Origin of the sequence: Sulfuriferula sp. GW1 (assembly GCF_047300855.1) — a bacterium.
Taxonomy (GTDB): Bacteria; Pseudomonadota; Gammaproteobacteria; order Burkholderiales; family Sulfuriferulaceae; genus Sulfuriferula.
Map to the genome: position 1 here is coordinate 2,400,226 of NZ_CP170197.1, position 22,884 is coordinate 2,423,109.

General features: G+C 58.1%; 27 protein-coding genes. 9 read left to right on the forward strand and 18 right to left on the reverse strand.

All coding sequences use genetic code 11. The features are described 5' to 3' along the window. Positions 1–320: 320 nt before the first annotated feature. The 7 genes from ACFDAU_RS11735 to ACFDAU_RS11765 all read left to right on the forward strand — a co-directional run bounded on the left by ACFDAU_RS11735 (position 321) and on the right by ACFDAU_RS11765 (position 6,886). Entirely contained in the window at positions 321–743 is a 423-nt protein-coding gene (locus ACFDAU_RS11735) for a response regulator (RefSeq protein WP_413437089.1), read from the forward strand. Next, a complete protein-coding gene (locus ACFDAU_RS11740; protein ID WP_413437090.1) occupies positions 740–1,567 on the forward strand; it encodes an NAD(+)--dinitrogen-reductase ADP-D-ribosyltransferase in 828 nt (275 codons plus the stop codon). Before ACFDAU_RS11735 ends, ACFDAU_RS11740 begins: the two co-directional genes overlap by 4 nt. Positions 1,568–1,570: 3 nt before the next feature. Continuing rightward, positions 1,571–2,473 carry an ADP-ribosyl-[dinitrogen reductase] hydrolase gene (gene draG, locus ACFDAU_RS11745; protein WP_413437091.1) on the forward strand — a complete coding sequence of 301 codons (903 nt, stop codon included), beginning with the start codon at positions 1,571–1,573 and terminating at the stop codon, positions 2,471–2,473. Next, entirely contained in the window at positions 2,470–4,524 is a 2,055-nt protein-coding gene (locus ACFDAU_RS11750; protein WP_413437092.1) for an ArsC/Spx/MgsR family protein, read from the forward strand. The genes draG and ACFDAU_RS11750 overlap by 4 nt, the downstream gene beginning before the upstream one ends. Then, positions 4,521–5,312, forward strand: coding sequence for an ankyrin repeat domain-containing protein (locus tag ACFDAU_RS11755; RefSeq protein WP_413437093.1), 792 nt, complete (start codon positions 4,521–4,523; stop codon positions 5,310–5,312). Before ACFDAU_RS11750 ends, ACFDAU_RS11755 begins: the two co-directional genes overlap by 4 nt. Positions 5,313–5,388: 76 nt before the next feature. Further along, positions 5,389–5,622: a hypothetical protein gene (locus ACFDAU_RS11760; RefSeq protein WP_413437094.1), complete on the forward strand. Its 234-nt coding sequence runs from the start codon at positions 5,389–5,391 to the stop codon at positions 5,620–5,622. 406 nt (positions 5,623–6,028) lie between these two features. Continuing rightward, complete coding sequence (locus ACFDAU_RS11765; protein ID WP_413437095.1) at positions 6,029–6,886, forward strand: DUF2971 domain-containing protein; 858 nt, start codon at positions 6,029–6,031, stop codon at positions 6,884–6,886. A gap of 257 nt (positions 6,887–7,143) precedes the next feature. Here the strand turns inward: ACFDAU_RS11765 and ACFDAU_RS11770 are convergent, their stop codons facing one another. Next, positions 7,144–8,658 carry an IS1182 family transposase gene (locus ACFDAU_RS11770; RefSeq protein WP_413436705.1) on the reverse strand — a complete coding sequence of 505 codons (1,515 nt, stop codon included), beginning with the start codon at positions 8,656–8,658 and terminating at the stop codon, positions 7,144–7,146. A gap of 102 nt (positions 8,659–8,760) precedes the next feature. On the opposite strand from ACFDAU_RS11770, the gene ACFDAU_RS11775 reads away from it, so the two are divergent. Beyond that, positions 8,761–9,288, forward strand: a complete 528-nt coding sequence (locus ACFDAU_RS11775) for a hypothetical protein (protein ID WP_413437096.1) — start codon at positions 8,761–8,763, stop codon at positions 9,286–9,288. Between the two features lie 545 nt (positions 9,289–9,833). On the opposite strand, the gene ACFDAU_RS11780 is transcribed toward ACFDAU_RS11775, so the two are convergent. Next, complete coding sequence (locus ACFDAU_RS11780; RefSeq protein ID WP_413437097.1) at positions 9,834–11,480, reverse strand: diguanylate cyclase; 1,647 nt, start codon at positions 11,478–11,480, stop codon at positions 9,834–9,836. Between the two features lie 790 nt (positions 11,481–12,270). On the opposite strand from ACFDAU_RS11780, the gene ACFDAU_RS11785 reads away from it, so the two are divergent. After that, entirely contained in the window at positions 12,271–13,425 is a 1,155-nt protein-coding gene (locus tag ACFDAU_RS11785) for an OmpP1/FadL family transporter (RefSeq protein ID WP_413437098.1), read from the forward strand. A 49-nt stretch (positions 13,426–13,474) separates the two neighbouring features. Here ACFDAU_RS11785 and ACFDAU_RS11790 read toward each other — a convergent pair whose 3' ends face one another. The 16 genes from ACFDAU_RS11790 to nifB all read right to left on the reverse strand — a co-directional run bounded on the left by ACFDAU_RS11790 (position 13,475) and on the right by nifB (position 22,612). Further along, positions 13,475–13,714: a hypothetical protein gene (locus tag ACFDAU_RS11790; protein WP_413437099.1), complete on the reverse strand. Its 240-nt coding sequence runs from the start codon at positions 13,712–13,714 to the stop codon at positions 13,475–13,477. Then, positions 13,704–14,570, reverse strand: coding sequence for an SIR2 family NAD-dependent protein deacylase (locus tag ACFDAU_RS11795; RefSeq protein ID WP_413437100.1), 867 nt, complete (start codon positions 14,568–14,570; stop codon positions 13,704–13,706). The genes ACFDAU_RS11790 and ACFDAU_RS11795 overlap by 11 nt, the downstream gene beginning before the upstream one ends. 11 nt (positions 14,571–14,581) lie before the next feature. After that, positions 14,582–14,794 (reverse strand): hypothetical protein, encoded by a 213-nt coding sequence (locus ACFDAU_RS11800; RefSeq protein ID WP_413437101.1) that lies wholly within the window; start codon positions 14,792–14,794, stop codon positions 14,582–14,584. Positions 14,795–14,850: 56 nt separating this feature from the next. Further along, positions 14,851–15,138: a 2Fe-2S iron-sulfur cluster-binding protein gene (locus ACFDAU_RS11805; protein WP_413437102.1), complete on the reverse strand. Its 288-nt coding sequence runs from the start codon at positions 15,136–15,138 to the stop codon at positions 14,851–14,853. Between the two features lie 108 nt (positions 15,139–15,246). Further along, positions 15,247–16,395 (reverse strand): DegT/DnrJ/EryC1/StrS family aminotransferase, encoded by a 1,149-nt coding sequence (locus ACFDAU_RS11810; RefSeq protein WP_413437103.1) that lies wholly within the window; start codon positions 16,393–16,395, stop codon positions 15,247–15,249. A 9-nt stretch (positions 16,396–16,404) separates the two neighbouring features. Then, the gene (locus ACFDAU_RS11815; RefSeq protein ID WP_413437104.1) at positions 16,405–16,665 is read right to left on the reverse strand and encodes a hypothetical protein; all 261 of its coding nucleotides are present in this window, start codon (positions 16,663–16,665) and stop codon (positions 16,405–16,407) included. Positions 16,666–16,667: 2 nt separating this feature from the next. Then, positions 16,668–16,877 (reverse strand): putative nitrogen fixation protein NifT, encoded by a 210-nt coding sequence (gene nifT / locus ACFDAU_RS11820; RefSeq protein WP_413437105.1) that lies wholly within the window; start codon positions 16,875–16,877, stop codon positions 16,668–16,670. Positions 16,878–16,915: 38 nt separating this feature from the next. Beyond that, complete coding sequence (locus ACFDAU_RS11825) at positions 16,916–18,067, reverse strand: cysteine desulfurase family protein (RefSeq protein ID WP_413437106.1); 1,152 nt, start codon at positions 18,065–18,067, stop codon at positions 16,916–16,918. Continuing rightward, entirely contained in the window at positions 18,064–18,402 is a 339-nt protein-coding gene (locus ACFDAU_RS11830; protein ID WP_413437107.1) for a DUF3024 domain-containing protein, read from the reverse strand. The genes ACFDAU_RS11825 and ACFDAU_RS11830 overlap by 4 nt, the downstream gene beginning before the upstream one ends. A gap of 22 nt (positions 18,403–18,424) precedes the next feature. Then, complete coding sequence (locus ACFDAU_RS11835) at positions 18,425–18,664, reverse strand: nitrogen fixation protein NifZ (RefSeq protein ID WP_124704020.1); 240 nt, start codon at positions 18,662–18,664, stop codon at positions 18,425–18,427. Further along, complete coding sequence (locus ACFDAU_RS11840) at positions 18,661–19,014, reverse strand: nitrogen fixation protein NifZ (protein WP_413437108.1); 354 nt, start codon at positions 19,012–19,014, stop codon at positions 18,661–18,663. Before ACFDAU_RS11840 ends, ACFDAU_RS11835 begins: the two co-directional genes overlap by 4 nt. A gap of 23 nt (positions 19,015–19,037) precedes the next feature. Then, positions 19,038–19,844, reverse strand: a complete 807-nt coding sequence (locus ACFDAU_RS11845; protein WP_413437110.1) for a 4Fe4S-binding leucine-rich repeat protein — start codon at positions 19,842–19,844, stop codon at positions 19,038–19,040. Further along, positions 19,837–20,370, reverse strand: a complete 534-nt coding sequence (locus ACFDAU_RS11850; protein ID WP_413437111.1) for a hypothetical protein — start codon at positions 20,368–20,370, stop codon at positions 19,837–19,839. The genes ACFDAU_RS11845 and ACFDAU_RS11850 overlap by 8 nt, the downstream gene beginning before the upstream one ends. 55 nt (positions 20,371–20,425) lie before the next feature. After that, positions 20,426–20,794, reverse strand: a complete 369-nt coding sequence (locus tag ACFDAU_RS11855; RefSeq protein ID WP_413437112.1) for a HesB/IscA family protein — start codon at positions 20,792–20,794, stop codon at positions 20,426–20,428. A 6-nt stretch (positions 20,795–20,800) separates the two neighbouring features. Further along, positions 20,801–21,022 carry a 4Fe-4S binding protein gene (locus ACFDAU_RS11860; protein WP_413437113.1) on the reverse strand — a complete coding sequence of 74 codons (222 nt, stop codon included), beginning with the start codon at positions 21,020–21,022 and terminating at the stop codon, positions 20,801–20,803. Positions 21,023–21,052: 30 nt separating this feature from the next. Beyond that, positions 21,053–22,612: a nitrogenase cofactor biosynthesis protein NifB gene (gene nifB / locus ACFDAU_RS11865; protein WP_413437114.1), complete on the reverse strand. Its 1,560-nt coding sequence runs from the start codon at positions 22,610–22,612 to the stop codon at positions 21,053–21,055. Positions 22,613–22,884 lie beyond the last annotated feature (272 nt).

Genomic DNA, 22,884 nt, shown 5'->3' on the forward strand with positions numbered 1-22,884 from the left:
GGCCAGATAGATCAGCGCCTGGATGGCATATTGACGGGTGCGGGAGAAAATCATGGCGGCCTCGATTGGTCGATCTATCGTAGCAACGCACGTGCCACGCACCCGCGTCCCGGCAATCCGCCACCCTGGCCGCCCAACCGAATTTCAGTCTTTGTCGCTAACCCTACACACGCCCCGCCTTGTCCGACATGCGACATGGATTTTGCATGCCGTTCGCACAGCCAGGCCGCATGTGAGCGTGATTCACGCGCCCGGAACACTTCTTGCTTTTCTTCGGTTTCCACAGAGATTTTCACAGACAAGACCCCGGGAGAAGTGCGATGCAAATCGGCGTAGAGAGTGCAAAGGCAGTGGACAACAAACGCCTGTTCGTGGTGGCCAACGACGACCTCACGCGCATGGTGCTGCAGTTCATGCTGCACGACGAGAACGAAACCCATGACCTGTCCAGCCTCGAAGCGGCATTCGACAAAAGCATAGATTGGAAGCCCGACCTGCTGCTGTTGGGCATCGATGTCGTGCAGGAGCGCGGGATGGAAGTGTTGCCGCTCATCCGCTCGCGCCTGTCCAGCGCGAAGATTCTGCTGGTCGCGGACACCCGCGAGGATCCGCTGGTGGCTGCGTGTCAAAACGCAGGCATCGATGGCCTGCTGGTGAAACCGTTGACGGTGGAAAATGCGCGCAGAAAGGTGGATGGATTATTGGGGCGCAAACAGGCGCTTATTCCGATTCACGCAACATGACCGTTGCCGCGCTGCGCGGGCACAGCGCCAATCTGGTGGGCGTTCCCACCGGCCTGCTGGCGAGCGCGGCATTCAATGACCATCCCCTGCCGCTGCATATCCGCGGCGTGCATGAAAGCCATGCGCGGCTGTTCGATCTCCTGAACACGGTCGGCAGTCACGCCGAGGCGGGGAACTGTTTTCAGGGCTATATGGACGAAACGTTCAATTTGTCACCAAAGAAACCAAAGAAAACGCAGCCAGGCGACGCACCGGTACGGCGGTTTCGCGCCAGTTATCTGCGCCTGCTCAAGGGCTGGGGCTATGACTCCAACAGCCGTGAAGGCGCCGTGATGAAAGGCTGGGCGGAAAGCCGCTTTGGTTTGTTCCCGACCTTCCACAAGGCTGCGCTCGCGCGCTTTGCGTCCGGCGCCTGGTTGCGTTACGTGGAAGAAAAACTGTCCAGCCGTTTTCACAACAACGACATCCATACGCAGCTGGATCTGTTGTATGAATTCTGCCAATGGTCAATCGGGCGCTGGTTCCAGCCGGGGCGGCATCACGTCACCCTGTATCGCGGGGTGAACGACTTTCGCGAGGACAATCTCCTGTGCGGCCAATCGCGTCCGCGAACCGGGCCAGCGCTGGTCAGACTGAACAACATCGTATCGTTCACCGCGCACCGCAACATTGCATGCGAATTCGGCGATTCCATTCTGGAGGCACACGTACCCACGGCAAAAATCCTGTTCTTCAACGATCTTCTTTCGCGCCATGCGCTCAAGGGCGAAGCGGAATATCTGGTGATCGGCGGCGACTATCGTGTCACGGTCAATTACCTCTAAGGGATGGATGTGGCTCGCGATGAAGTACACGAACGTGCACTGGGCGCTTATCTCGGTTTCGCCGTCGGCGATGCCCTGGGCGCAACGGTTGAATTCATGATGCCCGCCGAGATTCAGCACACCTACGGCATCCACCGCGACCTGATCGGCGGCGGCTGGCTCAAACTCAAGCCGGGCCAGATCACCGACGATACGCAAATGTCGCTGGCGCTGGCGCAGTCGCTTATCGACAGCGGCGGCTGGAACGCGACTGCCGCTGCCGATGCCTTCGTGGCCTGGCTCAAGACCCGGCCGGTGGATGTGGGCAACACCTGCCGTCGTGGCATCCAGCGCTATATGGCAGACGGCACGCTGACAGGCCAGCCGAATGAGGGCGATGGCGGCAACGGTGCCTGCATGCGCAATCTGCCGCTGGCGCTGGCGATGCTGCATGACGGTGACGCATTCACCCGGGCAACACAGGCGCAATGCCATATCACCCATCACCACCCCTTGTCGGACGCCGCGACCCTGGCGCTCGGAAGAATGACGCAAGCCCTGATTCAGGGCGGCGGAATCAAGGGCTGCCGCGCGGAAGCGAATCGCCTTACCGGCGAGTTTCCGGTGTTCCGTTTCGACCCCTATACCAGACATGCATCGGGCTACATCGTCGATACGGTGCAGACGGTTCTCTACCATTTTTTTCGCACCGACAGTTTCGAATCCTGCGTTACCGAGGTGGTGAACTGCGGGGAAGACGCGGACACCAACGGCGCTCTCGCCGGCATGCTGGCCGGCGCAGCCTACGGAGTTTCCGGCATTCCGGGGTATTGGCTGAAAAAGCTGGACAAGGAAGTCAGGCAGCGTATCGAGGCGCAGACCGAAGCGCTGCTCAGGCTCGCGCAAAACGTGAAAAGGGACGCATGATGGCCACACTCATTTTTTACGAAAAACCGGGCTGTGCAACCAACGCACGCCAGAAGCGGCTGCTGCTCGATGCAGGCCACCAAGTCATCGCACGGGATTTATTGAGTGAGCCGTGGACCGCGCAGCGGCTGCGCGATTTCTTCACGGCCCTGCCGGTTGCCGACTGGTTCAACCGCGCCGCGCCGCAACTGAAGTCCGGTGAAATCGATCCCGCCCGCATCGACGCCCAAACCGCGCTGGACATGATGCTGAACGACCCGCTGCTGATCCGGCGCCCCCTGATCGAGGCGGATGGCTGGCGCCTGGCGGGATTCGATGCGGCGCAGATCGAACAGCGGCTGGGCGTTGCGAGCAATAGCAATGTGCCACAGGGTGTGGAGCAATGCTCGCGCCCCCATGCAGCAACCCCATGCCCCACGTCACAAAACAGCGAGCCGCAGGACACCGAACGCGCGCAGGTCGCGTTCGCCTACCACGAGCGCACCAAGCACCGGCCTGATCGCTATGCCTCCGGTCCGGAGACGCTGGACTGGACCATGCAGCCCGATCCATTCCGCAGCTTCAAGGACAGCCCGTCCGTGCGCCTGCCGCTCTGCGCCGGTCGCATGACCTGGACCGACGGCGGAGACCAGCCGGAAAAGACTCATCCCCCTGCCCTCTCGCTCGATTCGCTGGGCGCTTTGCTGGAACTGTCGCTGGGCCTTTCCGCATGGAAAGAATACGGGCCGGATCGCTGGGCGTTACGCTGCAATCCGTCGAGCGGAAATCTTCATCCGACCGAGGCGTATGTGATTGCGCACGACATACAGGGACTGGAAGACGGTCTGTACCACTACGCGAGCCGCAGCCATGTGCTGGAACAACGCTGCCGCTCCACTGCGGCGCACCCCTCCGGCCTGTGGATAGGACTGTCCTCCATCCACTGGCGCGAGGCCTGGAAATACGGCGAGCGCGCCTTCCGCTATTGCCAGCTCGATGTCGGCCATGCGCTGGCCGCGCTGCGCTATGCCGCCGGCCTACTGGGATGGCAGGTGCGCCTGCTGGCAAGCTGCGACAGCCCGCGCCTGGCGGCGCTGCTGGGCACCGGGCGCGATCAGGACTACGCAGTTGCCGAGCGTGAGGAACCGGATCTGCTAGTGCAACTCATCAGCCCGGCTCACCCGCAGGCCCCGGTCGAGCCCGCACCCTGGGACGCCGCTCACACCAGCTGGATGGGACAGGCGAACATTCTCGACCCACATCCCATGTACCACTGGCCTGTCATCGACGAAGTCGCGTCGGCCACCGAAAGCAATCACAACACAGCTAGCGTAACGCGACATCTGGATTACTCGCCGGGAACCTGCGCCACCCATTTGCCTGCGGCCGAGATCATCATGGGGCGGCGCAGCGCCCAGCGTTTCGACCCGCAGTTCACCATGGCCGCAGCCGACTTCTACCGCCTCGTCGCCAGTCTGCTTCCCCATCCGCACCTGCCGTGGGATATCTGGGACTACGCGCCGCAGGTTCACCCGGTATTTTTCGTCCACCGCGTGGAAGACGTGCCCGCCGGGCTTTACATCCTGGTGCGCGAGGCTGGGGCGGAAGCGCGGTTGCGTGCGGAATTGAGCGATGAATTCGAGTGGCAGCGGGTGGCAGGCTGTCCCGCGCACCTGCCGTTGTTCCGCCTGCAAGCGGGCAAGTGGCAGAAAGTCGCCCGCGCCGTCAGCTGCCAGCAGGCAATTGCCGCCGACAGCTGTTTCACGCTGGGCATGCTGGCCGAATTCGAACACAGCATCCAGCAAGACGCCTGGCGCTATCGTCAGTTGCACTGGGAAGCGGGTGTGCTCGGCCAGGTGCTGTACCTGGAAGCAGAAACGCTGGCGCTGCGCGGCACCGGCATCGGCTGCTTTCTCGACGATGCCTTTCACGAACTGCTCGGCTTGCGCAGCCGGCATTTCCAGTCGCTCTACCACTTCACCGTGGGCCGCGCGCTCACCGATACGCGCATCACCACCTTGCCGCCCTACCCGGAACGCACAGCGGCAGCCGAGACGGAGCTTACCCCATGAAAAACGCAAAAATCTTCCAGCGCATCGACGCCGCAACGGCCAGCCAATTGCTCGCGCGCGACAACGTGCTGGTACTCGACTCACGCGACCACGACAGCTTCGAGCAAGCGCGCATCGCCTCCGCACGCCGCCTGTCCAGCGACAATCTCGACGCCACCCTCCTCGGCACGCCGAAAGACACACCGGTGCTGCTTTACTGTTACCACGGCAACGCCAGCCAGATTTACGGGAAAATGTTCGCGGATTTCGGCTTTGCGGAAGTCTATAGCCTGGATGGCGGGTTCGAGGCCTGGCAACAGCTGCACCTGAAAACGGCACCGCCGGTGCTCAGCCCGCAACTCGCACACTGGCTGCAGCAACACAGCTATCCCTGCAACAATCTCGAGGCCGTCGCCGAACACGGCATGACGCCCCTGATGCGCGCCAGCAAAGCGGGCGACACCGCGATCGTTTTCGAATTGATCCAGGCCGGAGCCTCTCCCCACACGCAGAATGGCGACGGCAACCACGCCCTCTGGCTGGCTTGCGTAGGCGCGAATCTGGACACCCTGGATGTGCTGATCCGCGCCGGCAGCGCCCTCGATCATCAGAATGACAATGGCGCCACCTGTTTGATGTACGCCGCCTCCACCGGAAAACATGCGGTGGTGGAAAAGCTCCTGGCCGCCGGAGCCGACCCGCAACTCAAGACTCTGGACGATTTCAGCGCGCTGGATATGGCCGCGACCATCGAATGCCTGCGTTTGCTGCGCAGGGTGGAAAAGGGATTGTTGCAGGCGGCGCGGTGAGCTTCTTGTAAACCTTGTTTCCCGGTGATGGCCGGGATGATGGCATTCCTGACAACAGCATCAGCGAGGATACAAAATGAGCGGTTTTTTTATGGATTGGGATGGCAATTTGCGTAGCGTCGAGGAACCCGGTGGCGGGTATACCTGCGAGGTCGACACCGCGGCCCGCTATGTGGCCGTGATGAAAGGCAGCATGCTTGCGCATGAAGCCACACTCTATAAAACCCTGGCCGACGTCGAAAAAGCCGGGATCAAGGCCGCGCTGGTCCCTGCGTCGCACCCCTGGGGCAGCCAGCGCGACGGGTTCTAGGCAGACTTGCCTGGCAGTGATCAGTCGTCAGTCGGGGCAGGCAGCATCGCGGCTAAAGGGGGCCATTCAGCCAAGCTCTTTGGCTGTGCGTTGTGATTTGGCAGGTTGAAGCTTATACGGGCCGAGCCGAGAGTATGGCCGATATCGGCCCCGAACAGTCCATCACAGTTTATTTCCCAACGTCTGAAATCCAGCGATTAGCAAACCATTCAATATTGGTGCGCCGATTGCCCAATACGCTATCTCAAACGGCCGTTCGGATGCGTCCGCTCTGTCCGTATTATTGAGGCTTGTTATAGAGACACAAGAAAATTAAAGCGCTTGCGAATCAGTGAATTACATGAGCATAATAGGCGTCATAAATAATAATCATTGGGCGTCGAATTAGCGCCAGGACCGAACTCGAATGAAGTTGCCAATTCTCGACGGAGTATTGTCTCGAACACCCTCACGGCCCTTGTATCACTACACTGGTCAAGCCGGTTTCATTGGGATAATCGACCAATCAGAAATCTGGGCAACGCATACGCAATATCTGAATGACCGTCGCGAGTATCTTCATGCAATCGACTTAGTTCAGAACCGCATACGAGCTTGGTCGGCATCCGCGAATGAAGAGGACAGAGAACTCTTAAGCGAAATGGAGAGCGCTCTGGCGGGAATAGAAAGCGTAAACGTTTGCGTCTGCTCATTTTCGGAAGAGCGAGATTCACTCTCTCAGTGGCGAGCTTATGGCTCCGCCACTTCCGGGTTCGCCATCGGCTTTCCTGGTGAGTTTCTTGCCACAGTTGCTGCAAAGGAACAATGGTATCTTGCACCCTGCATCTACGACGCAGCATCTCAACAAGAAGTTGTTGACGCCCTAGTCCAAGAGGTCTTGGATCAGAACCGCGAGAGAAAGATGTCGGCACCGACCGATGACGACGATTTGCCCGCCGGCGGAAACTTGATTGCCTACCTGCATCGGTATGCCCCGCTGCTCAAGGACTATTCCTTTCGCGATGAGAAGGAATGGAGGCTTATCTCGCGGCCCCTAAGTTGTCGGTCGAAAGCCTTCGATTTTCGCCTAGGTAACTCAATGCTCACCCCCTACTACAAGTTTCCGCTTGTTGATCGTGAAGGCCATTTCCGCATCCAAGAAATTATTGTTGGCCCTACACCGCATCCAAGACAAGCGGAAATGTCTGCTCGTAGCTTTCTTGTCCGGTGCTTTCAGCGTGAAGTTCTGGTTGAGTCGTCAAAGGTTCCGTATCGGAGTTGGTAACTTCGCCTCATCGTGAATAGCACCCTACGCCCAACCCTGCAATCCAGCGGTCCTGCGCGAAAAGCCGCGCAGGCCGCTGATTTTTAACGTTCAAGCTGTATAAAAACCCCTTTTCAGATTTCTTTGAGGCGAATTTTCTCGCCGCAGCGATTCCGCGCCAGCACACAAATAGTTTTGTGATTTTCACTTCAGAGAATGCGGTCGACTGACCCACTCGACTTACAGAATAGCGGGCATGATGCCCCTTCTATCGTTGGCTACCGCCCATAGCCGTGATGCGCCAGCTTCTCGATGTTGTGCACCAAACAGAAGAGATGCCATTGCGTATTCACCTTCTCCTGACCGCGCAGCGTGAAACGATCGAGTCGCTTGTTGCTGCGCAGGTTGCCAAACACCGGTTCCACCGTGGCCATTCTTTGCCCATAGCGTTTACGTCCTTCGGCGCTATCAATCGCTTGTTTCATGCGCTCGGTGTGGGGCAGCGGCGAGGCTTGCTGTTTCTGGAAGAACGCCACTTGGCGTGTGCGCGTTCTCTCGGGGTGGCGTAAGCAGCGTTGACGCAAGTCGCAAGGCCCACAACTGCGTTGGCTCCCCTGAAACTTGTGATGCGTGCGGCCATGGGTGGTGCAATGACTTCCGCTGGAGTAGAGCGATTGCCCGGCAGGGCAGATGCAGGTTTGTGCGACGGGGTCGTAGTCGAAGTCTTTAGGTTGAAACTTGCCGTCCGGCTTGGGTGGGCGCTTGTCGTGCAAAGGGTGCGGTTTGGTCTGGTGGCTGGCTTGAGCCACTAAGCGCGGATCGCGCTTACGCATCAAGCCATCGGCAATCAATGCCGGAATACCTTGCTCGTGCAATTGCTTGAGGTTGGCTTCGGAGTGGTAGCCCGCATCCGCCGTAATCAGGGTTTGCGCCGTGCGATAAGGCTGGGTTCGCTCTATCATCGGCAGCAGGATTTCTTGCTCGCTACCCGAGCCCAGGGCGGTGGCGGCCACAATGATTTGATGTTGGCTGTCGACGGCGGCAACACCGGTGAAGCCTTGGATCACGCCTTTGGAGGTGGCCATTTTGGCGCTGTCATTGTCCGTCGTGTTGCTTTTACGAATCGCGCCTTTACGCGAGCGGCGTTCCTTATGCTTGGCCAGAAAGGCGCGGATGCGCGCGGCTTCAGTGGCGAGTTTCTGGGTGCGTTGCACATCAAGCTCGTTGTCCTCGACTGCGTTGGTTTCATCGCGGCTTTGGTGCGTGGTGAGGATCGTGGCCACTGCGGCTTCCATACGCTCAGCTTGGCGTGCCAGCTCGGCGTGGGTGCCACTGCGTTTCTTGGCGGCATTGCTGGGCAGCTTGACGCCGTCGATGGCAAACATCTGGCGACCGATCAAGCCTTGCGCATCACAGGTCAGGAGCACTTGGGTGAACAGCTCGGTGATTTCGCTGCGCAGTTCGCGCACGAATTTGGCCAGGGTGGTGAATTGCGGGGCGCAATCGCCGGAGATGGCCATAAACAGGACATTCTCGCGGCAGGCGCGCTCTATATTGCGGCTGCTGATCATGCCGCGGCTGTAGGCGAGCAGGATGATCTTGAGTAGGACGCGGGGGTCGTAGGCGGTGCTGCCGGTGTCGTCGTTGCGGTAGCGGCGATCCAGGGCGCCAAGATCGAGCTCGTGGTCGATCAGGTAGTCCAAGGCGTATTCGAAGCTGCCGCTCATCAATTGCGCATCCAACACCACCGGTAGAAATCGCGGACTGCGATCAATGATCTTGTAGCGGGCCATGTGCATTTCCTGTGGTTATCGCGATTATTTCTTCGACCTTGTCCGGGTGAATCGTTCAGGGCAGAATGGGGTTTTTATACAGCTTCGTTAGGCAACTTAGATATGCAGAAACATATCCTGCTTGCGGAAAAGTTTTGTCAAGGAGAGTACGAATGTGACGTTGACGACAAAATGTGGCGATCCGTCTTTGAATACATGTTGAATAACTCGCACTCCATGCCTTTCGATAAACCAAACGTTCATACGCTTTGGACCGTCAATGGTGGTCACTTAAGAAGAAAAATCAAAGACGATGATCTCATCTTGTCTGTACTAGAGATCGCTTTGCCTGGGTACTCAGGAAAGGGCCTTATCCTGTATAGGGGGGAGTGTCGTTTTTTGTATGATGAAAATAAGATTGGTTTCTGTTGGACGCCAGAGATTGATGTCGCATTGATGTTTGCATCCGGTCTAAATTCATTGGAGTCTGGCGGGGTATTGCTTAAGGCTTATGCTCCACCATCGGCAATAATGGCTAGCCCAAATGATCATAGTGCCAAACAAATGCGTGAGTTCGAATATACGTGTAACCCTCACTTACTTCTGGATGTTGAAGTTGTGAGGCTCTTTGAAAAACAACCGAGATATTGACGCGTAATGCCTAACAAGCGTTTGGAATAAACGGGGACAGACCACGGTTTCATTGTTGTTTGAAGGTCGGTTAATGGCACATCTCAGCCCTTGGTGTCACTCGCACTCCTTACGTCATCCTGATCATCCTGTCCGATAGCTTTGCCGCTTCTCCAGGTCAACAAGCCAGCACTGGAACCAGCAATAACCCCATCGCAATCCTGCCCGCTTCTCAGTATCTTTCCACGGCCATATCCGTGATTGACCGCTATGGTCTGCACAGCAAAAACCGGATTTAAGCTGCACAACTGCCATCACCGAACGTGATTATCAGAACATCAAATTCGGTGGCCACACTCTCCTGGCCAGATGAAATTGACAGGCAATGATTCGTCGGCAATGACAGCTGCGCCGCAGCCGAAGGCGACGGTCATCCCTCGCCGCTGTTTTCTCCAACACGCACGATTCGGCAGGAGGCGTAGGGCTCAGGGGGAAAGGTCCACGACGGAGATGCCATCCAACGAACCTGCAATCCGCTGCCGGCGCTCATGATTGCGCTGTACTTCCTATATCGGCTCATGTGTGGCCAACCGGTTCCTTCCGGCTTTTTTGGCCTGATACAAGAAATTGTCCGCCATGGAAATCATGGCATCAAGGTTTTGATGTTGCGTGTCACTCTGTACCACGCCGAAACTCGCGGTAATCCTGATCTCGTAATTTTCATGTTGCAGGCGAAGCGCCGCAATGTCGGTTCTTAATCGCTCTGCGATCAGGATCGCATCCTGGCCTCCGGTTTCAGGAAGCAGCAGGATGAATTCCTCGCCACCCCAGCGGGTGATAACGTCTTGCTTTCTGCAGGTTGATTTCAAGATATCCGCCACTGCTATCAGCGCTTTATCACCGCAGGCATGACCATACTCATCGTTGATGAGTTTGAAATGGTCCAGATCAAACATGATCATCGACAGGTCGCGATCATGTCGCTGTGCGATGTTCCAGATAGGGGTTACTTTGTCGCGAAAGGCGCGCCGATTGTTGATGCCGGTCAAGGGATCCAACGCAGCCATTTGCTCAGCATGGGACATGGCCGCCTGTGCGTTTCGGAACTGATAGGTAAGCGCCAGCGCCAGCAGGATTGCATCGAGCAGCATGCCCAGATCGACGGCCCGGAATGTCCAGATAGTGAATGGAACATACCCCCAGACAGCCAGAGTGGTAATTAAGGCGCCCACCATGGCCGAAATGGCAGCGAGCAGAAAATAACGCGCGAATTTTTGCCCGGCTCGCAGCGATATCCCGCCCAAATACAACATGATGCCACTGAACAGCAACGCGAACGTAAAGGCAAGCAATAAGGCATCGCGCTGACTATTAAAAAGAATTGCCAGCAACATCAGGATGCCAACCAAACCCAGATAAGCAAGCACGGCTTTGAACACGTGCGCAAAATGCTTGCGGATGTCCAGAAATTTCAGTGCAAACAACAGGCCGCTTGCCCCATACAGTGTCATGAGAATGGGATTGGACCACTGCTCCCAACGCGTGCCCCTCGGCCATAGCCATTCGAAACCATGTCCGGTATAGGAAATATTCATCAGCAGAAACGCGCCCAAATAGATGGAATAAAGGATGTATCGATCATCCTTCAATCCAACATAGAGCATGGCGTTGTAAATCATCAGGGCAGCCAGAAACCCATACAAAAATCCATAACTGTAATCCTGAATTTTGGCCTGTATTCTCGCCTGCTCCGGTGACATCAGGTAGATCGGAAGAACCATGGGGTCAGGTGTTTGCACGCGGATAAATACATCACTCAGGCCGGGAGCAAAGGCGTGGTCAAACACAAAAAAACGATTATCGATGGGGCGTTCCGCAAAGTTTTCTCTGTCGCCTACCCGAAATCCAGCCTCCGTTTTACCATCATGACGAAAATAGATATCAATATGATCGAGCCAGGCCGTCGCAATCGATAATCTCTGTCGTACTGGTTGAAGTGTTTTATTTTCAACGCTGAAATGTATCCAGACCGGTTTGGAACCAATACCGAAATTCAGTACGGATTTGTCGCTGGGTGAAAACCCGCCTGAGTCGAAGGCATTGACAGCCCCGTCCAAAGGCAGCCTGCCGTTGGTTTCACGAAAAAAACTCGTGAATATTCCAATGGGGCTCAGATGGGTTACGTTTAGCGGAACGGGGGCTGCGACGCCCACTGCAATACAAGACTTCATCAACAAAAGCAGTGGCAGGAAGAGTCTGAATTTTATTGTGTAAATGGCAACGTCCCCTATCGGTTGTCCAAATCTGATTCTACGGCAGCACCCTGGCTGCACTCATCGCGTAGACAACCACGATTAATAGCCCGGAATTCCAGCCCTATTAAGCTGTCTATTTTGAGAATCGATGCGGGATATTCTTGAGCCTCGCTGCGTCGCGCTTGGCGCTTGCGCATTTGCTGCAGCACCAGCGATCATTTCCCTTTGAGTCCTTCACCTTCTCGCCCTGGGCACCCGCTGGATGATGCCGGGCACAACCATAGCAGAATATTTTTTCAGCTGACAATTACCCCTCCCTTGTTGCATTGCCTGGGATACCGAATCTTTCGATAATCATGTCTGCTACCCGGCCTTTGCAGGCATGCACAGCATGCAAAAATGCGGTTACCCGGAAGGCGAGCTGGTGTTTCCGACCCGCAAGCGATTGTCATCGTCCGCCATCGAAAGTCCGTTCAGCCAGCGAAAGCGGTCCCCAACGTTTACCAAGTACGCCATGATAACGCGCTCGCGAGAAGTAATTGCACCTGTGGGCAGGCAAATCATTCCAGTTTCAGACTGAGCCACAAAATAAAACCTTTCTCCAAATCCTGCGAGCAAAGTACAATCCCGCGTCCAGAAGTGTTGAAAAGACGTGTTTTCAGAAGCCGCATGCTGAAAATTGCGAGTGACGCGGATCACATGCGGTTATCTGTTTTCTTAATCACACCCCACAGCGTTAGGAGAAGCAATGCAACTGAACAAACTCACTGCCACGATGGCAGCGGTGGGACTGTTTGTGCCCGGTCTGGCCCTGGCCACCAACGGCATGCTCATGGAAGGCTATGGGCCCATCGCCGCAGGCATGGGCGGCGCGGCCATGGCCTATGACAACGGCAACGCTGCGATGGCGAACAACCCAGCCACTCTCGGTCTGATGGAACAAGGCAGCCGGGTGGACGCGATGCTGGGTTTTGTTGGCCCTGATGTGTCGGCCCCAGGGACGATGGGAAAATCCAAAGCGGACGCCTTCTACATGCCGGCCTTCGGTTATGTGAAAAAACAGGGCAAGCTGGCCTACGGTGCTGGTCTTTATGGGCAAGGCGGTATGGGCACCGAGTACGCCAATGGCGACATGGCGCAAGTGAGCGTGGGACGGGTGATTTTCCCGCTGGCCTACAGCGTCAATGACCGTTTCAACGTGGGCGGAAGCATTGATATTGTCTGGGCAGGCATGGACTTGGTGGCTAGCCAGGCCGGCATCAGTTTCAAGGATGGCAGCAACTACACTGGCGCCGCCAAGGGTTACAGTCTGGCTGGCAAGCTCGGCTTCACCTACAAGCTTAACAATGCGCTCACTGTCGGTGGCGTATACCAGACCGCCGCCAATCTGCCCGATCTCAAGGATGGTACTTACAAGGTTAAAGGCTTCGACATGCCCCCCATCCTTGGCCTGGGCCTGTCATGGCAGGCGAATGACCGGCTTATGATCGCAGCCGACGTCAAGGACGTGATGTGGAACAGCAGCATGAATACGGTGACCATTTACAGGAATGGCGCTGTCGTCGCTCCATTCCAGCAGGACTGGAACGACCAGATCGTGCTGGCGATGGGTCTGTCCTACAAGCTTAACGATGCTTTGACCGGCCGCATTGGCTATAACTACGCCAAGAATCCAATCCCGAATCAATTCATTAACTACCTGTGGCCGGCGGACGCCGAAAATCACTACACGGGGGGCTTCGGTTATGCCTTCAACAAGCAGTCCGCGTTCAATTTCGCGCTGAGCTATGTTCCGAAAGTGTCGGTGACGGGTACGGGCGCCGCCATGCCCGCCGGGAACGGCGGCATGCAGATCGATCACAGTCAGGTGAACTGGCAAATGATGTACAGCTACAAGTTCTGATCCGCGTGTTGGCCAGCCACGCCTTGTATCCCAACTTCGGGTTTCAGTATCAATAGTCATTGGCTAGTGATCGGTGAATGGCTGGAACTGGCACAAGCTTCTGGAGAGCGACAAAAATCTGCCTGCGCCGGGGGGTCGTCGAGAATGAGGCGCAGGCCGCCTGCTTTCCCGCATCCGGCTTGAAGTCATGCTCCTGGGTGGAGAGTTCGCCCAGCAGCTTCTGCAACGCGGCGAGGTCGTCAAAACCGGCGGTGCCGATCTCGACGGGTAGCGCTGCGTCAGACCGCAACGGCCAGCTTTTCTGCTTCCTTTTCACCGGTCAGTAGTCGGGCGAATGCGTCCAGCGGCATATCGATGCGCTTGATGTTTTGCTCCGCCAGGAAACGCGCTTCGTTGCGGGTCAGTTCGCCCGGCAGCACCGCCCAGTGCAAATCGGAAGAGCGCTTCATGATCTGGCGCGCGAAGGTACGCTCCAGCTGGTTGCGGAAGCGGCAGCCGAGAAAGAGGAAATGCCGACCGGTGCGCAACTGCTGCACGATGGCCGGGATTGGGGTCTGGATGTCGATCTCGGTGAGCACCTCGACGAAATCGGTGTCGGACACCAGGAAGTTTTTGGCTGGAGAAATCGAACCAAAAGGCTTGTAGAGCAGCGTGTCCCAGGTGTCCGCCTCGAACGGATCCGCCCGCATCCCGTCCGGCCTGAAGTAATGCACCCAGGTGCCGAAATGCTCGGACTGGCTCACCCCTTGCAGCTGCCCCCACAAGTTGTGCGGTTGTAGCGCCGTGGCCATCGCGTTGTCGTACCAGGCATCGACGATCAGCAAGGGCTTGCGCACGATGCTGGCCAGGTAGTCATGCAGGAATGTCGGGGGCGCCGCGACGGCGAAGGCTTCCTCCATATGCCCCACCAGGGTCTTGCGGTGCTTGAAGTTCTCGATGTACTGCGCCGTGGCGGTGAGGTTGCCGCGTATCTTGTGCGGCACGCTCGATTTCGCCACCAGCCGCTGTACCAGCGCCTCGGGAGAATTGGGAACCGGGCTTCCGCCCGGAATCAGATCGAGCACTCCCGGCCCCAGATAGGGAACGATGCCGCCCTCTTCCAGGTGGGAAATAATCTCGCTCAGCAGGGCATTGGCCTTATCCATGATCGCTCTCCTCAAGCCGCCGACGATTTCAGTTGCTCGACCTGCAGCTTCGGCAGGCGGAACAGCGCGCGTCCGCCGGACAGGGTCTCGTAGCAATCCGTGGTGGAACTGGCAAGCAGATTGAACCAGCCCTGCGCGCTCAACGCACCGGGACACTCGCCGATTGTCGCCACCGAGCCGTCAGGGGCAAAGCGCACGTGAATCATGATTTGATCGTTTTCCATGGTGTGACTCCTTGTATGAATTTAAGAACCGGAACCGAAGCCCGGTCATGCCAGCGTCACAGCAATTCCACTGTCACGTTCTCGTTGCCCAGTTTCGCCTGGCAGGCCAGACGCGAATTCGAGCTGACGCCCACCAGGGTGTCGAGCTTGTCGTTTTCCAGACGCTGGGTTTTGGACAGGGTTTTGCGCCCTTCCGTGACGAAGATGTGGCAGGAGCCGCATTCGGCCTTGCCTTCGCACTTGTGCGCGATCTTCTCGCCGGCCGCGAGCAAGGCTTCGAGGATGCTCATGCCCTCGGTGGATGGGATGGTCTTGCCGGAAGGATTGATGGTTAACATGGGCATTGCATTGCTCCTTGGATGTTTGCTGAGTCGGATGTAAGTCATGGGCATCTCTGTAAATCAACTGCACTGCGGTTTCTAAAGCTGCGATTTCCAAAGTTGCCCGCCTGATTAGTAGATCGCCGCACCCGCGCCGATGTTGATCGAGGCGTCCTTGGCGGTCTGCACGATGAAGCCCACCTGGGCTTCGTTCACATGCGCGTGGAAAGGCAAGGCAATGATGCGATCGGCCACTTTTTCCGTGACCTTGAAATCGCCCTTGCGATAGCCCAGCTGGGTGTAAAACGCCTGCAGATGTTGCGGCTGGCAGTACGCCGCGCCCTCGATTTTTTCGGTGTGCAGGTCGTTGACGATGGCGTCGCGGCTGCTTTTTGAAAAGCGCGTGCCGAGATGCACCAGATACAGAAACCAGTGCACTTCGGTCACATCCGGCCCGATATACGGATCCTTGATGCCTTCGAACGATTTGACGTAGTCGTAGTAAATCTGCTCGACCTGCTTGCGCCGCTCGAGAATCTGGTCGATACGCTGCAACTGGGTCAATCCCAGCGCCGCCGTCATCTCGTTCATGCCGGCCTGATACGGCACGCTGCCGCCGATCACCACGGAAAAACGCTCGTCCATCTTGCGGGTGCGCTGATAGCGCAGCTTGCTCGCCAATTCGGCGTCGTCTGTCACCACCATGCCGCCTTCGCCGCAGGTGAGTGCGCTCGGCTGGGAAAAATCGAACACGGCGCAATCGCCGAAGCCGCCGACTCGCCGTCCCTGATAAGTCGAGCCGATCGCTTCGGTGGAATCCTCGATCAGCCGCAGGCCATGCTTGCTGGCGATTTCACGCAGCGCCTGCCAGGGGGCGGGGTGGCCGTTGGTGTTGCCCGCCAGGATGGCGCGGGTGTGCGGCGTGATTTTGGTGACGACCTTGTCCGGCAACAGTGTGCCCGACCAGTACTCGATGTCGGCAAACACCGGGGTTGCGCCCGCCAGCACGATGGCATGGGCGATCTGATGCCAGCTGTAGGGCGAAGCAATGACCTCATCCCCCGGCCCGATGCCCATTGCCTTCAATGCCTGCAGCAGCCCCAGGGTACCGCTGGCCATTGCCACGCCATGCCTGCGGTCGGTGTACGCGGCAAAAGCGGACTCGAATGAGGCGACCACCGACCCCTGGCTCAGGCGCGGTGAGATGAGCACGTCGCGCACTGCATCCAGTTCCTGTTGGCTGATGTCAGGGTCGGAAAGGGGAATCCAGCTTTGGTCCATGGCGCGTCCTCAGTTGCGCGACGCAACAACAATGCCGGTTGCGGCATTCGGATCATCGGTGAGTTGCCAGCAGTGCTCGCGGCCATCCACCAGGTACAGATTGAATGCAGGATATTCGCGGAACGCCTGTTCATCGCTCATGTCCGCCGCATCGCAACGGGTCAGCGACAAACCGGGGAAGCGACTGCGAAAATCCGTCAGCGGATTGGTGCCCGTCGCAGGCGTAACCAGCAAGCCCTCAATGCGCACAAGATCGTCTTCGGTGATCATCTTTACTCTCCCAGCCGACGCGCTTCCACGGTGATCGGCAATGCTGTTTCAGGTCCCATCTGCGGTAGTTCCAGACGCCAGCCGTTGGCCAGCGTGACAATGCCGCCCCACATGTCCGCCTGCTCCATCGACACGATGGGCTCCTCCAGATCCTTCTTCGGTATATAGGCGGACAAGATTCCCTTGGCGTCTTTTCTAAGCATCACTTTCATGGTGTTTCCTCGTGGGTGCCGCTGGTTAAGTGAGTGCTTCATGCCGCCTCGGCGGTCATCCGTTTTGAAATTGAAACCAATATATCCAGCACGCGATCGATTTCCGTTTCGGTCGTATACCGGCTCAATGAAAACCGGATCGTCGCCAGCGCCTGCGCCTCACTCAGCCCCATGGCAGTCAGCACATGGGACGGCGCATTGCCACCGGCGGTGCAGGCCGCGCCGGACGAGGCGTAGATGCCGGCCTTGTCGAGCTTGTCGAGGATCGCCTCCGCCGCCAGTTCGCCGAAGCGCACGCTGCTGGTATTGCTCACCCGCAACGCCGCGCCGCCATTGATGCGGGCGCACGGGATGCGCATCAGCACGCCGGTTTCGAGCCGATCCCGCAAGGCGGCCATCGCCGCGGCTTTGGCGTCCATCTCCCGGGCCGCGAGTTCGCAGGCCACACCCATGCCGACAATGGCCGGGACATTCTCCGTGCCGCCGCGACGGCCGCGCTCCTGATGGCCGAACAGCATGGGCTGAAGCTTCAGTCCCTTACGCACGAACAAGGCGCCCACACCCTTGGGTGCATGGAATTTGTGTCCCGCCAGCGTAAGCAGGTCAACCGGCACCTGCGCCAGGTCGAGGGGAATCTTGCCTGCCACCTGCACCGCATCGGTGTGAAACAGCACCCCGCGGGACTTGGCAATCTGCGCTGCTTCCACAATCGGAAACAGCACGCCGGTTTCGTTGTTGGCCCACATCAGCGATACCAGTGCGGTGTCCGGCGTAATCGCCTGCTCAAGCGCCGCGAGATCGAGCATTCCGCCTCGATTGACCGGCAATCGTGTGACGCGAACGCCACTCGTTTCCAGATGCGCCAGCAAACTCAAGGTAGACGGATGCTCCACCGCACTGACCACCACATGAATCTTGCCCGGACGTGCCGCCAGCGCGCCCAGTATCGCCAGATGATTGGCTTCCGTGCCGCTGGCCGTGAATACGATCTCGGCGGCGGCGGCATTCAGCAGCCGCGCCACCGCTGCACGTGCCTGTTCCACCAGCCCCTTGGCGCGCTCGCCGACGCCATGTTTACTGGACGGATTGCCATAGCTATCGCGCAGGCAGGCCAACACCGCTTCTACGCACTCGGGTGCCAGCGCCGTGGTGGCGTTGTTGTCCAGATAGATGGTGTCCTGCTCCGTCATTGCCAAAAGCTCCGATCCGGGTCCCGATTCAAAAATTGCAGCAGCGCGTTCAAGGCGCCGAACTCTTGGTAAAACTGCCATTCGCGCTGCGCATGATCCTTGCGGTACAAGCGCCACGCCCGCGAATCCGCCACATACTCCAATCGCGCGATATCGATCACGCCACCGGACTTGTCGATGTTGCGCGAGCAGCAGGGGCTCTGAATCCGGTAGCCTGCCTCGTCCGCCTGCACTTCCGGGCTTACGTAGCGGTAGCGCACCCGCGTGGCCAGCGCCCGTTCGATGCGCTTTCGATCCACATCGTTCGGGTGCATGCAACCAGGCTGTGTTGCCACATTCCGCTCCCGCTCACTCGCGTCACGCCAGCGCGATTTCTTCCTCAAGACAGCCCACCACGCCGCTCTCCTGAAACTCAACCATATAAACCGGCAAGTTGAATTCCTCGTGGTAGCCCACATTGACGATTTCCCCCGGCGTGCCGTTGCTCACCAGCAAGGCGCCCGGCTCGCGCTCGGGGTAGCTGCCGTCGTTGAACATGTCGACCGTTGACACAATGCGCTGGCCCCATTGGTATTTCGCTTCGCGTTGATCGATCATGCTTCCACCCCTGAACTATTGGCTGGCTGTATCCCGGCTTCCGCAGTCGTCGCTTCTGTGACGGCTGCCGGGACGGCGTCGGTGGTGGCTTCCAGCTCCTTGCCGCGCATGCCGACCCGATTGCCGCTTTCGATGAACTCGGTGCCATAGATGTAGAACTGCTGGAGAAACGTGCCGATGCTGGTGACATAGCCGATTTCGCCTTTTCTTACCAGGACTTCACCTATGTCCTTGCCGGCATAGGTGCCGTCATTACGCACCACCTTGAGGGATTTCACTTTCTGCCCGTATTCGAATATCGGCTGGGCAGTGAGCTCCACGACGTCGCTATCTCGGCTGATCTTGGCCATTTCTGACTCCTGAAAATTGATCCTTAAAACGGAAACGCTTGCTTCTGCGTCACCAGCAGACTGACGTCGGCGGCACTCTTGCCCAGGCGCTGGCGGGCGGCATCGCGCACCAGTTCATCCGTGTCGTTGACCAGCCGCTTCACATGATTCCGTTCTGCCCGGCTGGCTACTTCGTAACGCACGCGCCAGTCCGGATCGTCAAGCAGCAGATGCAACTGCTCCGGCTTCATGCGCTTGGCCACTTCACAGCGAACGGCCGCATCCTTGTCCTGTGCCATGCCCGGCAGCCAGCTATCGTCAATCCGGCTTGCCACCATGTGACGCACCTCGGCATCCTCATCCCGCATCATCTGTGACAGAAGGGTTTCCGGGATGCGCCGCGCCACCACCTGCCGCACGTAGTAATCCGGGTCATGGATCATGACGCCCAGATCGTGGGGATCGAGGCGCGACGCCACCCGGATTCTCACTTCGCGGTGCGGGTCGCACACCAGTGCCAGCAGCTGTTTGGGGGGCAGTCTGAGCGCCGCGCTCCAGCGCACGGTCTCGTCCGGATCCAGCGTCAATTGCGGCAGATGAAACACATCCACGTATTTGGCCGCCACCGCGCGCACTTCGAAATAGGGATGCGCCAGGTAATTCTTGGCGCGCTCCGGATTCCAGAAAAAGAAGCGGTCAATACGTTTGGCGTAACGGTCATGTACGCAGGCATGGCCGATGCGGCAACGCTCCTGTTCGAGCAGAACCTGGTGCGAGCAGCCCGCGCAATCCACCTCGCAGCCTTGCCAGTCAACGGGCGGGCCCAGCTCGTTTAAGCTCGGTTCACTCATCCTCGTCCTCCCGGCCATGACGCGCCAGGACATTGAGCAGGACCGCAGCGTTCAATTTGTCGCTCGGGTCGAGTTCCAGCATCTTCATCAGCGCCGCATGACTTTGTTCCAGCCGACCCAGGCGCATCTGCAAGTAACCGTAGGCCTTCAGGGTAAACAGGTAGAAACGCGGCAGGATGGCATCGTAACTGCTGAACTCCGCATCGCCACGCCGCACGCAGCGCCAATCCTCGGTCAACTGATTGTCGCACGCGGCTTTGACCAGGCAACGCTCCGCCACCGCCAGCGCATCACTGAGGCGCCCCTTGTAGAAATAGAACCGGTACAGCGCGATCAGCACGGCTGCGTGGCCGGGCGCCAAAGCCTGCGCCTGGAACAGATGGCTCTCGGCAAGCGCGTCGTGCTGGTAGTTGAGGCCGGCCAGATGCAAGTGCTGCTCGACCGGCTCCGGCAGATGACCACCCAGGCAGGCGCGCTCCAGCCATTCTGGATTCATGTCCGCCGGAACAATTGGGCTTGCCGTCATGATCCTGCCCTCTGTCGCACGTGCCGTTTGCATCGCCGGTTCACCCTTGCCTGCCTCAGTGCTTGTGGCTGAGGCCGGAGATATCGACGCTGGAACTGCTGGCGGAGCTGCCGCAGGATCCGCACGTCGACGGGGTGGCAGTGACGAAGCTCAGCCCGCCGCCGGTCGGGGACTCCGTGAAATCAATGGTCGCCCCTTCCAGCAGCATGCGGCTTTCTGCCGGCAGGAAGAACTTGACCGTATTTACTTTAACGACGGCGTCGCCGGGAAGCGCCGCCGCCTCCACGGTGAACTCGGAGGCGAGCCCGGAACAGCCGCCCGCGCTCACGCTCAGGCGAAAGCCGGCGTCATTTCCGGCACCGCCGAAACAAACCATGCGGCTAATGAATTTTTCCGCTGCGGCAGTAAGTTTGAGTTCCATCATTTTCTCCTAGGCCTGCACGTAACGTGGGTAGGCGAGGTCGATCACGCACGTATCGTCAACCGGGCACACCGCGACGCACTGCGGGTCGTCGAAGTAACCGAGGCACTCGGTGCACTTTTCCGGCTTGATGATGAAGGTGCCGTCTTTCTCGCGGATGGCGTTGTTGGGGCACTCCGGTTCGCACGCCGAGCAGGCCGTGCATTGGGACGTGATGATTTTGAAAGCCATGTCTTTTCTCCTAGCTGTGGCGTATATATTTCATGCTGCGATGTAAGCGCCCTGACGGATGTCGGCATCGCCGCGTTCGTTATGAACGATTTCTCCGGACTTCACTTTTGTCAGGTATTCCTTGAAATACTTCACCGCAGACTGCTCGATGAATTCGTGCGCGTACTTGTCCACCGGATCAATGCCCGCCGCCTTCAGACTGTCTTTTGGACAGCCGCCGATCTTGGCCACGAACACTGCGACGCAATCGTTGATGGCGCGGATCACGGTAGGCAAGGTGTCTTCCTCGCCATACCCGCCCTGGCAGTAAAGATCGACGCGGCGATGGCCCACGAACTTGGAACCCTGGGTGCTGAGTTCGTAAATCTGGAATTCCTGGGCATGACCGAAGTGTTCGTTGACCCGGCCATGGCCCTTGGTCGCAACTGCGATCAGAACCTTCAGGTCGCTGAATTCGGCTTCCAGATCGGCCATCTCGGCCTGCTTGGCCATCACGGTCGCCTGGCGCTCCACCTCGACTTTTTCCTGGTAGGCCTTGCGACCCTCGGCGTCGTACTGAATGTCCATTTCCATGACTTTTTCAGTGCTGAATTCGGACGAGCGATCTTCGCCCAGCAAGCCCACTGCGTCGGCGCGGCACTGGCGGCAATGGCGCATCATGTTCATCTCGCCCTCGCAGCTATCCTGCAGCGCTTTCAGTTCTTGCGCCGTGGGACCACGCTGGCCGTTCAGGCCGAATACCGTGCCATGCTCCGGCGCAGAAATCAGCGGCATGATGTTGTGCAGGAAGGCGCCGCGCGATTTGACCGCCTTGTTCACCTCGACCAGATGCTTGTCGTTGATGCCTGGGATCATCACCGAATTTACCTTGCATAGAATGCCGGCTGCGGTCAGCATCTCCAGCCCCAGCATCTGCCGTTCATGCAATATCCGGGCGGCCTCGATACCCGTGACGCGCTTGTGATTCCAGTAAATCCACGGATAAATGTGTTGCCCGACTTCAGGATCGACCATGTTGATGGTGATGGTCACATGGTCGACGTTGTACTTCTTGATGGTCTCGACGTGATCCGGCAACGACAGGCCGTTGGTTGAAAGGCACAACTTGATATCAGGCGCAGCGTTGAAGATCAGATCGAAGGTCTTGAAGGTTTTTTCCGGGTTGGCCAAGGGGTCGCCAGGACCGGCGATGCCCAGCACCGTCATTTGCGGAATGGTGGAAGCCACGGCCAGCACTTTTCTGGATGCCTGCTCCGGGGTCAGCTTTTCGCTCACCACACCGGGGCGGCTTTCGTTGGCGCAGTCGTATTTGCGATTGCAATAGTTGCACTGGATATTGCACGCCGGTGCCACGGCCACATGCATGCGTGCGTAATGGTGGTGTGCCTCCTCGCTATAGCAAGGATGGTTCTTCACCTTTTCCCACACTGCCGGATCCATGTCTTCCGGGGCAGTGGATGAGCCGCAACTGGCTTTGCCACCGTCGCTGGAGGTACCGCAGCCTTTATGCTCCGCAACCTGCTGCAAAATCTGATTCAAATTCTGGCCCTGATCGCTTCCTGTGCTCGGCACACTTGCTTGATTGTCCACGCTTGGCTCCTTGTCCGTTTCAGCTTCAACCAATGGCGATCATGAAATTGTTCGCCCGCTAAATGCGTTCATACACCCGGCAATCAGCAACAAGCGTGCCATTCATGAAATCCGCATAAATATCTGATAATTGAAGTACTTGGCGCAGAAATCTGATTGTCGCAGTTGCTACAAACAGGGATGGCTTGGGAAGAGAATTGTCAGGAAGACTACAGCGGGGAAAAGCAGGTAATGGCGGTCGCGGCTGCCTGCATGGACAACCGCGCAGCAGG

Bases quoted from the DNA above. Each gene is read 5' to 3' on its own strand.
- ACFDAU_RS11770 (WP_413436705.1), bottom strand. From the start codon at position 8,658: ATGGCCCGCTACAAGATCATTGATCGCAGTCCGCGATTTCTACCGGTG.
- ACFDAU_RS11755 (WP_413437093.1), top strand. From the start codon at position 4,521: ATGAAAAACGCAAAAATCTTCCAGCGCATCGACGCCGCAACGGCCAGC.
- ACFDAU_RS11805 (WP_413437102.1), bottom strand. From the start codon at position 15,138: ATGCCCATGTTAACCATCAATCCTTCCGGCAAGACCATCCCATCCACC.
- ACFDAU_RS11835 (WP_124704020.1), bottom strand. From the start codon at position 18,664: ATGATCGATCAACGCGAAGCGAAATACCAATGGGGCCAGCGCATTGTG.
- ACFDAU_RS11815 (WP_413437104.1), bottom strand. From the start codon at position 16,665: ATGATCACCGAAGACGATCTTGTGCGCATTGAGGGCTTGCTGGTTACG.
- ACFDAU_RS11860 (WP_413437113.1), bottom strand. From the start codon at position 21,022: ATGGCTTTCAAAATCATCACGTCCCAATGCACGGCCTGCTCGGCGTGC.
- ACFDAU_RS11855 (WP_413437112.1), bottom strand. From the start codon at position 20,794: ATGATGGAACTCAAACTTACTGCCGCAGCGGAAAAATTCATTAGCCGC.
- ACFDAU_RS11765 (WP_413437095.1), top strand. From the start codon at position 6,029: ATGAAGTTGCCAATTCTCGACGGAGTATTGTCTCGAACACCCTCACGG.
- ACFDAU_RS11825 (WP_413437106.1), bottom strand. From the start codon at position 18,067: ATGACGGAGCAGGACACCATCTATCTGGACAACAACGCCACCACGGCG.
- draG (WP_413437091.1), top strand. From the start codon at position 1,571: ATGGATGTGGCTCGCGATGAAGTACACGAACGTGCACTGGGCGCTTAT.
- ACFDAU_RS11735 (WP_413437089.1), top strand. From the start codon at position 321: ATGCAAATCGGCGTAGAGAGTGCAAAGGCAGTGGACAACAAACGCCTG.
- ACFDAU_RS11760 (WP_413437094.1), top strand. From the start codon at position 5,389: ATGAGCGGTTTTTTTATGGATTGGGATGGCAATTTGCGTAGCGTCGAG.
- ACFDAU_RS11845 (WP_413437110.1), bottom strand. From the start codon at position 19,844: ATGAGTGAACCGAGCTTAAACGAGCTGGGCCCGCCCGTTGACTGGCAA.
- ACFDAU_RS11800 (WP_413437101.1), bottom strand. From the start codon at position 14,794: ATGGAAAACGATCAAATCATGATTCACGTGCGCTTTGCCCCTGACGGC.
- ACFDAU_RS11810 (WP_413437103.1), bottom strand. From the start codon at position 16,395: ATGGACCAAAGCTGGATTCCCCTTTCCGACCCTGACATCAGCCAACAG.
- ACFDAU_RS11840 (WP_413437108.1), bottom strand. From the start codon at position 19,014: ATGGCCAAGATCAGCCGAGATAGCGACGTCGTGGAGCTCACTGCCCAG.
- ACFDAU_RS11740 (WP_413437090.1), top strand. From the start codon at position 740: ATGACCGTTGCCGCGCTGCGCGGGCACAGCGCCAATCTGGTGGGCGTT.
- ACFDAU_RS11785 (WP_413437098.1), top strand. From the start codon at position 12,271: ATGCAACTGAACAAACTCACTGCCACGATGGCAGCGGTGGGACTGTTT.
- nifT (WP_413437105.1), bottom strand. From the start codon at position 16,877: ATGAAAGTGATGCTTAGAAAAGACGCCAAGGGAATCTTGTCCGCCTAT.
- ACFDAU_RS11750 (WP_413437092.1), top strand. From the start codon at position 2,470: ATGATGGCCACACTCATTTTTTACGAAAAACCGGGCTGTGCAACCAAC.
- ACFDAU_RS11850 (WP_413437111.1), bottom strand. From the start codon at position 20,370: ATGACGGCAAGCCCAATTGTTCCGGCGGACATGAATCCAGAATGGCTG.
- ACFDAU_RS11795 (WP_413437100.1), bottom strand. From the start codon at position 14,570: ATGGATAAGGCCAATGCCCTGCTGAGCGAGATTATTTCCCACCTGGAA.
- ACFDAU_RS11775 (WP_413437096.1), top strand. From the start codon at position 8,761: ATGCAGAAACATATCCTGCTTGCGGAAAAGTTTTGTCAAGGAGAGTAC.